Source organism: Amycolatopsis pigmentata (genome assembly GCF_042684065.1).
In the GTDB taxonomy this organism is placed as follows: Bacteria; Actinomycetota; Actinomycetes; order Mycobacteriales; family Pseudonocardiaceae; genus Amycolatopsis_E; species Amycolatopsis_E pigmentata.
On sequence record NZ_JBHUKR010000006.1, the window covers coordinates 386,890 to 394,004 of the forward strand.

The following is a 7,115-nucleotide window of genomic DNA, read 5'->3' on the forward strand; positions in this document are numbered from 1 at the left end:
GCCGTGTGTTCATACGGCGGCCAGCGGTTGGTCGAACCGCACCTGGTTGTCGGTGACCACGATCCGGCCCGCCTCGTTCGGCGTGATCATCAGCACTGTCGGGTAGGCGTTGACCTCGAAGGCGTTGGCGAGTGCCCCATCGGGGTCCTCGACCACCACACGGGCCACCGGGCTCAGGGCCGCAACGGGAGCCGCCGTTTGTGCCTCGTCGCCGATCACGATGGCGAGTGCTCGGTCGCGCCCGCCGGGCCGGGCCCCCGCGTACTCGACGAACTTCGGCAATCGCTCCTGACACGGTCCACAGCTCGGGGAGAAGAAGGCAACGAGTGTCTCGCCGTCGAACATGTCGGCACGCAGCGACTCACCGTCCACAGTGGTCACATGGAAATCTTCGACTTCCGAGCCCACCGCGATCGGCGCCGGTGGCGCGCTCTCGGCCGCGGACAGCAGTTCCGTGTGTTCCCGCAGACGCTTGATCACCCCCAGGGTGAGGAGCAGGTCGAACGCGCAGAGCAGCCCGACGAGAATCACAGCTGTGGTCAGAACGAGGTTCATGTCTTCCTCCTCGGTCAGTGAAGGCTGCGAGTAACGCCCGAAGCCTTCACTGATCTGTCGAGTGGCTTGAAAAGGGCAACCAGGTCGTCGAGCGCCACGACGAAGCAGGCGAGCAGCAAGCCGGTGAGTGCGGCTACGGCCACTCCGGAGGCGTCGACCGGCCCGGTCACGGAGTCGACCGCCAGCGCGGACAAGGCCAACGCCGCGAGGACGACGTTTCGCGCGACATGCGGCCAGCCGAGCGGAACCGTCGATGTTCCGAAGCACCGGCACGGCTCACGCACCCCCCGGCGCACGGCGAACGTGATCGCCACCGCGAAGGACATCAGCAGCACACTCGCGGCGACGAGTCCGGTCCCCGTTGCCGGCGGGCACGGTACCGACAGCAGCACGCACACCACCGGTTCAGCGCAGATCACCGCCAGGGCCGCCGGTCGCGCCAGCTGCGACGGCAGTAACCGCATGTCATGAACCGATGCCACGAAGGCAGCGAAAGCTCCGCGGCCGGTCACCTTTCCGAAAAACGACGCCAGGAAAACCGCGCCGACGAGGCATCGAACACCGATCACCACGTACTGCACCGCACTATCTCCCCTGTGCACCCTCGACGGGCGCCTGGTAGGGCCGGCCGGCCCTACCAGGCGTTTCACGATCAGAAACAGTAGAGCTCGTAGCACCCTTGCCCGGACTTGCAGCAAGCGCGGCAGCCGCCACCGTTGCACTGCCAGCAGGAGTAGTAATCCTTGGCGTAGTAGCCCGAGGGGCACGACGCCGCGGATGCTTCGATAGCCGGTACGAATCGCTGGAGAATCCTGCTGCCTAACCTTGCCAATTTCTCGTACATGTAACCTCCCTTGATCGACTTCTGGGAATTTCAAGCGGGGGCAGGGCCTGCGTTCGGCCTCGGCGAAAGCGAGACGAAGCAGGCGAGAGCACCCGGCAGCCCCCACGTGTTGTTTCCGCCGGCTGCGGTGTCTTGTCTAGCCCGGTGAGGTTGTTTCGTGTCGGCGCCGGGTCGGTGAACAATCAACGGTAAACAGCTGCGGGGGAGGGAGCTTTCATGCCGCGTCGGAACGAGCGGTGGATCCTGAGGATGGCGCGTTGCAGCGACTGGCGGCTGACCTGCGGTGTTTGCGGGAGCGGGCGGGAAATCCCGGGTATCGGGAGTTGGCTCGGCGTGCGCATTACTCCTCGACCACTCTGTCGATCGCGGCCGGCGGCGGGAAGTGGGAGTGCCCGAACCCCAACGCGTGGGGCGGTGGCGGCGGGATGTAGCCGAAGGCCGACGTCTACTCCGCGGTGTGGCTGAAATGTGCCTCGGGCGGCCAGGGTGGGCCCCGGCACCGCTTCGGAGATCAGCCGCCGCCACTCACCTGCCCATCGGGGACAGAGCGATTACGAGAAATCGAAGGGGACAGGTGAGTGGCCTTCCCAGATCCGGCGGGATGCCTGTTCCGGGTAGGGCAGAGTCTTCGACTCGGTGTCCAGGACGCGGGTGAGGTACCCGCCGGGCCGGTGGGCGGACCAGCCCGCGTCGCCGGTGGTGACGAAGCGGACCCATGCCTCCTGGAGTTCGCGGGAAAGGGCGACGGCCTCGGGAGTGGGCTGCTCGCCGATGAGCTGGGTGCCGACGGGGCTGTCCAGCGTGCCGAACGCCAGGGGCATGTCGAGGCTGTGGCAGGCGCCCAGGATGCCGCCGAGGACCGGGGCGACCCAGCACAGTTCGAACAGGTACGAGGTGCCGCCGGCTGCGGCGTTCGCCTCTGCCAGCTTCTGTGACGGCATGCGGAAGAGGGCGTCGGAGTACACCGTCTCCACCAGCTCCTCCGGGCCTGCCTGCGGGAACGCGGCACGGTAGGCCCGCGCGCCGTCCGGCCCTGGGGCGAGCCGTTCCAGGGCTGCGTGGGCGTCCTCCTCGGTGAAGGTGCCGTACCGTCCGCTCGTGACGCTGAAGTACCGGAATTCGTCCCGGGCGTGGCCGACGAGCAGTTCGGTCCCGCTCGCGCGCGCGCCGGTCAGCGCGAGCCAAGGCGTTTCCGGGAGGACCTCGCCGTCGACGACGGGGCACAGCGCGGTGCCGGCCACCGTGAGGCGTCCCCAGCTCTCCCGGTGCGCGTGGAGGCCGGCGTTGAAGGCGGTGAGCTCGGCGGCCAGGTGCCACGGGTCGATGTCGCGCAGGGCCTCGGCGGTGGGGGCCGCGGCGCCGAGCCGGTCCGCGAACGCGGCGGTGACCTGCCGTGCCAGCGCGGGGGTGCTGAGCAGCCCCGGCACCGAATGGGCGATGGCCCGCCGGAACAGGCCGCGCGCGGACTTCATCGTCAGCAGGGCGGCGACCGAGCCCGCCCCGGCGGACACCCCGCCCACGGTGACCCGGCCGGGGTCGCCTCCGAAGGCGGCGATGTTGCGCTGCACCCACTCCAGCGCCGCGATCTGGTCGAGGAATCCGCGGTTGGGCGGCACGTCGTCGAGGAACGCGAATCCCTCCGCGCCCACGCGGCAGTTGATGGTGACCACGACGACTCCCGCCTCGGCCAGCGCTGCCGGGTCGAACATCGGGTCGCTCGACGCCGCCGAGAGGTAGCCGCCCACGGGGATCCACACCAGCACCGGCAGTCCCGCCGCGCCGGGATCCGGAGTGCCGACGTTGAGCGTCAGCCAGTCGGTGCCCTGCGGGGGCACGTCGATCGGCAGGGACAGCGGCACCACGGGGCCGAACTCGACCGCCTGCCTCGTCCCCTCCCAGCGGTGCGGCGGCGCGGGCGCGGCGAAGCGGAGCGCTCCGACCGGGGGCTGGGCGTAGGGGATGCCGCGGAACACCGCGTGCCCCTGCCGCCGGCGCCCCTGCACCACGCCTTCCGTGGTCCGTACCTTTGGCTGTTCGGACATGAATCCTTCCCTTCCCTCGGAGTGGACCCCAGGGTTATAGGTCAGGTGTATTATGTCAACTGTATTGGAACGGTCCCGGGGCACGAGGGAGGGGCGGCGATGCCGAAACAGGTGGATCACAGCGGACGCCGCGAAGCGATCGCCCGCGCACTGTGGAGGGTGGTGGAGCAGCGCGGCGTCACACAGCTGACGATGCGCGTGGTGGCGCAGGAGGCGGGCATGTCACTCGGGCAGCTCCAGCACTACTTCGCCTCCCGGACCGCCATGCTCTCCTTCGCCATGGATTTCGCCTCCGAGCAGACCGCGGTGCGCGTACACCAGGGGCTCGAAAAGCTCGGTGACCGTCCGCACCCCCGTGACGTGCTGCGACTGACGCTCGCGGAAATACTCCCCCTGCATGCCGACGCCCGCGCGACCAGCCGGATGAGCACCGCCTACGTCCTGGAGGCGCTGCACGACGAGGCCATCCACGAACAGGCGCGCCGCGGTCTAGTCCAAGGGCGGGCCCTCGTCGAGCAGTTGGTCCGCCAGGCGATCGCCGACGGGCACATCGACTCCGGCCGCGACCCGGCGACCGAGACCAACCTGCTCCTCGCCCTCACCGGCTTCACCCCCCTGATCGAACTCGACGTGATCGAGCCCCAGGACGCGCTCGCCGCGATCGACGCGCATCTGGACCGGCTGTTCAGGAGTACGGGACCTGCCCCGGACACGGGGGCAGGTGGGGACCAGATCAGCTCTAGTCCGGCAGCTCCCAGGCCTGGTCCACGACGCCGATCGCGACGCGAGTGAAGATCGACCAGGTCGCTGCCTTCTCGATGCGCCATTCCCGATGGGGAGGAACGGGAACCCGGTCCAGGTGGCGTTCGGCGACCTTGTGGGCCGCGGCCCACCTCGGCCACCGGGCCCAGCCGGTAGCCGGTATGACGGATCGGTTGGCGAACGTCTGCAGACAGGTCGTCCGCACCACGCGCCGGATCACAGCGTCGCGCGGTACTGGCCAATCATTTTCCCGTGCGGTCTGCGCCGAAACGCAGACCGTCGACCAGAGCGGCGGTCAGGCGGCGGCCCAACTCCGGCTCCCGTCCGGGAAGCGGCTGGCACAGCAGAGCGATCGCCAGCAGAAGCTCGTCCGCGCGGAAGTCATCCCGGATCGCGCCGTCGGCGGCCGCGGCGTCCAGAAGAGCCGTCAACGTCGGGCCGAGGCGCTCCGTGAAATAGCCCGGTAGGTCGTCGAAGGCCGGATCGCCTGAGTGCAACGCCGACGCCAGCCCGCGTTTGGTTCCCAGTAGTTCGACGAACTGGTCGATCCACTCCGACAGCGCCGACATCGAATCGCGAGTTTCGCCGAGCCTGGTTCCGGCGGCGGCGACCGCGTCGATTCCCGACTGTACGACGGCCTTGACCAGGTCCGAGCGTTGCGGGAAGTGCCGGTACAGGGTGCCGACACCGACACCGGCCAGGTCGGTGATCTGTTTCGCCGGGGCATCGACCCCGGCGGTGTCGAAGACCGTCCGCGCGGCCTCGATCAAGGCGTCGATGTTGCGTCGGGCGTCGGCCCGCCGCCGGGTCTGCGCCCGTGGCGGGGTGGCGCCTTCCTGCTCGGTGGTGTCACTCGCGGGTTTCGCCGCGTCGTGGGGCACTGGGACCTCCTCGTCTCACCCGGAGGGCTCACCAGGGTTGCATAACCGGAAAAGCTTTCCGTATAGTAGTGCAAGCGGAAGGCTTTTCCGCTTGCGATCACGGTACGTCATCGACGGCGTGCCCACCAGGACACCGGGAGAACTCATGCGGTACCGGACACTCGGCCGAACCGGGATCAAGGTCAGTCCGTTCGCCTTGGGCGCGATGATGTTCGCCACGAACTTCGGCAATCCCGACCCCGAGGATTCGGCGCGCATCGTCCACAAGGCACTCGACGCGGGCATCAACTTCATCGACACCGCCGACGCTTACGCGGACTCCGAAGAGGTCGTCGGCAAGGCCCTGAAAGGCCGCCGGGACGATGTCGTGCTCGCCACCAAATTCGGCCGGCCGACCGGAGGGGACCCCAACCACCAGGGCACCTCGCGGCGGCGCATCTTCGCGGCGGTGGAGAATTCGTTGCGTCGCCTGCGGACCGACTACATCGACCTCTACCAGGTCCATCGCGCCGATCCCAGCACCGATATCGAGGAAACGCTGTCCGCGCTGACCGATCTGCTGAGCAGCGGCAAGGTCCGCGCGATCGGCACCTCCCAGACCCTGGTCTCCGAGATCGTCGAGGCCCAATGGATCGCCGAGCGACGGGGCCTGGCCCGGTTCCGCACCGAGCAGGTCGCCTATTCCCTGCTCAACCGCGGCATCGAACGAGAGGTGCTGCCGGCCGCGCAACGCTTCGGCATGGGCACCCTGATCTGGGGACCACTCGGCCAGGGCATGCTCACCGGTCGAGTCCGCAAGGGCGAGCGGAGCGATCTGCGGCGAGCACCTCTCCTGCGGCACCTCAACGACGAGCGTCGTATCGACGTGGTGGAGCGGTTGATTCCGCTCGCCGCCGAGGCGGGGTTGCCGATGACCCACCTGGCCATGGCCTTCGTCGTCGCCCACCCCGGCGTGACCAGCGCACTGCTCGGCCCCCGCACCATGGAGCATCTCGACGACCTCCTCGCCGGCGCCGAGGTCACGCTCACCGACGACATCCTCGACCGGATCGACGAGATCGTGCCGCCCGGCACCGACGTAACACTGCTCGATCAGGACTACCGTCCGCCCGCTCTCGACGACGCGAGCCTGCGGCGCCGGCCGGTCGGCGACCGCGCCGCGGCCTGACAAGCGGTTTCACCCAGGACGGAGCCGTCGCTGTGATGGCGCTTTCGGCTGTGCCCCGTCGACCGCCGCATTAAGACCGGGATTTCGCCACCTCCCGACGTCACGGCATGCGGCCGCTGATCGCGGGCCGCGTGGCCGGGTATTTCTTTCCTTGCTCGCGAAAGGACTTGATCATGAGTGATATCGACGTGCGTTGCGTGATCGATGGCCACACCTATTCACCCGGGCAACTCGATCGACTGCGTTACGCTCGCGATCTTCACGTGCTACATCAGTTGAGCCGGCTCGGCGCGACGATCCGACACGGCAGCACATCGCTGTCCGAGGACGAAATCGACTACCTGAGTCCCGCCGACGCGCACCAGGTGAACGTGGCGACACGGTTGGCCTACGGAGCGGACGGGCTCAGGAAGCTGTTCGGCGAGCAGTTGAAGAGGTCGGACCGTATGTGGAAAGACCTGACCGCCGGGTACCCGTGGAAATCGAGGACGGCTACCAGTTGCTCCTCGCGGGGAGCACGAAACTGACCAGCGACGGCAGTGACGTCCCTATTTACGCCTATCACCAGTTCAAACCGCAGTCCGACGGTCTCGTCGTCAAGCTCTGCGCGCTGTTCCCCGCCACGACGCCGAACGAGCTGGTCGATGGGCACAGTCTGCACCTTGCGATCGAGTTCGCGGCCACGCTGCGATTCATCGCGGCGACACGCCAGATCTCCGAATACCGGTCAATGCGCGATATCGAGGAGCTGTTGTCGTGAACACGCCAGGTACGCCTCGGGCGCTCATTGTGGGACTGGGCATCAGCGGAATGCGCGGCATATCGCCCGCGCACCGGCGGCCGGCCCGGCCCTGACGGCAGGG

Annotated in this window: 8 protein-coding genes; 4 read left to right on the plus strand and 4 right to left on the minus strand. The window is 68.2% G+C overall.

Annotation, left to right across the window (positions count from 1 at the left end):
* Positions 1-9: 9 nt before the first annotated feature.
* Both ACFSXZ_RS09650 and ACFSXZ_RS09655 read right to left on the minus strand, forming a co-directional pair.
* Positions 10-555 (minus strand): TlpA family protein disulfide reductase, encoded by a 546-nt coding sequence (locus ACFSXZ_RS09650; RefSeq protein WP_378263505.1) that lies wholly within the window; start codon positions 553-555, stop codon positions 10-12.
* A gap of 14 nt (positions 556-569) precedes the next feature.
* Positions 570-1,505 (minus strand): MauE/DoxX family redox-associated membrane protein, encoded by a 936-nt coding sequence (locus ACFSXZ_RS09655; protein ID WP_378263507.1) that lies wholly within the window; start codon positions 1,503-1,505, stop codon positions 570-572.
* A 130-nt stretch (positions 1,506-1,635) separates the two neighbouring features.
* Here ACFSXZ_RS09655 and ACFSXZ_RS09660 point away from each other — a divergent pair, with 130 nt between their 5' ends.
* Positions 1,636-1,830 (plus strand): hypothetical protein, encoded by a 195-nt coding sequence (locus ACFSXZ_RS09660; RefSeq protein ID WP_378263509.1) that lies wholly within the window; start codon positions 1,636-1,638, stop codon positions 1,828-1,830.
* Between the two features lie 120 nt (positions 1,831-1,950).
* Here ACFSXZ_RS09660 and ACFSXZ_RS09665 read toward each other — a convergent pair whose 3' ends face one another.
* The gene (locus ACFSXZ_RS09665; protein WP_378263511.1) at positions 1,951-3,441 is read right to left on the minus strand and encodes a carboxylesterase/lipase family protein; all 1,491 of its coding nucleotides are present in this window, start codon (positions 3,439-3,441) and stop codon (positions 1,951-1,953) included.
* 99 nt (positions 3,442-3,540) lie between these two features.
* On the opposite strand from ACFSXZ_RS09665, the gene ACFSXZ_RS09670 reads away from it, so the two are divergent.
* Positions 3,541-4,233: a TetR/AcrR family transcriptional regulator gene (locus tag ACFSXZ_RS09670; RefSeq protein WP_378263513.1), complete on the plus strand. Its 693-nt coding sequence runs from the start codon at positions 3,541-3,543 to the stop codon at positions 4,231-4,233.
* 212 nt (positions 4,234-4,445) lie between these two features.
* Here ACFSXZ_RS09670 and ACFSXZ_RS09675 read toward each other — a convergent pair whose 3' ends face one another.
* Positions 4,446-5,084, minus strand: a complete 639-nt coding sequence (locus tag ACFSXZ_RS09675) for a TetR/AcrR family transcriptional regulator (protein WP_378263515.1) — start codon at positions 5,082-5,084, stop codon at positions 4,446-4,448.
* A gap of 145 nt (positions 5,085-5,229) precedes the next feature.
* On the opposite strand from ACFSXZ_RS09675, the gene ACFSXZ_RS09680 reads away from it, so the two are divergent.
* Together ACFSXZ_RS09680 and ACFSXZ_RS09685 are read left to right on the plus strand one after the other, a co-directional pair.
* Positions 5,230-6,252 carry an aldo/keto reductase gene (locus ACFSXZ_RS09680; protein ID WP_378264758.1) on the plus strand — a complete coding sequence of 341 codons (1,023 nt, stop codon included), beginning with the start codon at positions 5,230-5,232 and terminating at the stop codon, positions 6,250-6,252.
* A gap of 448 nt (positions 6,253-6,700) precedes the next feature.
* Positions 6,701-7,012: a hypothetical protein gene (locus ACFSXZ_RS09685; RefSeq protein WP_378263517.1), complete on the plus strand. Its 312-nt coding sequence runs from the start codon at positions 6,701-6,703 to the stop codon at positions 7,010-7,012.
* Positions 7,013-7,115: the final 103 nt, after the last annotated feature.

Excerpts from the sequence above, each read along its gene's own strand:
- ACFSXZ_RS09670 (WP_378263513.1), top strand. The coding sequence starts at position 3,541 with ATGCCGAAACAGGTGGATCACAGCGGACGCCGCGAAGCGATCGCCCGC.
- ACFSXZ_RS09665 (WP_378263511.1), bottom strand. The coding sequence starts at position 3,441 with ATGTCCGAACAGCCAAAGGTACGGACCACGGAAGGCGTGGTGCAGGGG.
- ACFSXZ_RS09680 (WP_378264758.1), top strand. The coding sequence starts at position 5,230 with ATGCGGTACCGGACACTCGGCCGAACCGGGATCAAGGTCAGTCCGTTC.
- ACFSXZ_RS09650 (WP_378263505.1), bottom strand. The coding sequence starts at position 555 with ATGAACCTCGTTCTGACCACAGCTGTGATTCTCGTCGGGCTGCTCTGC.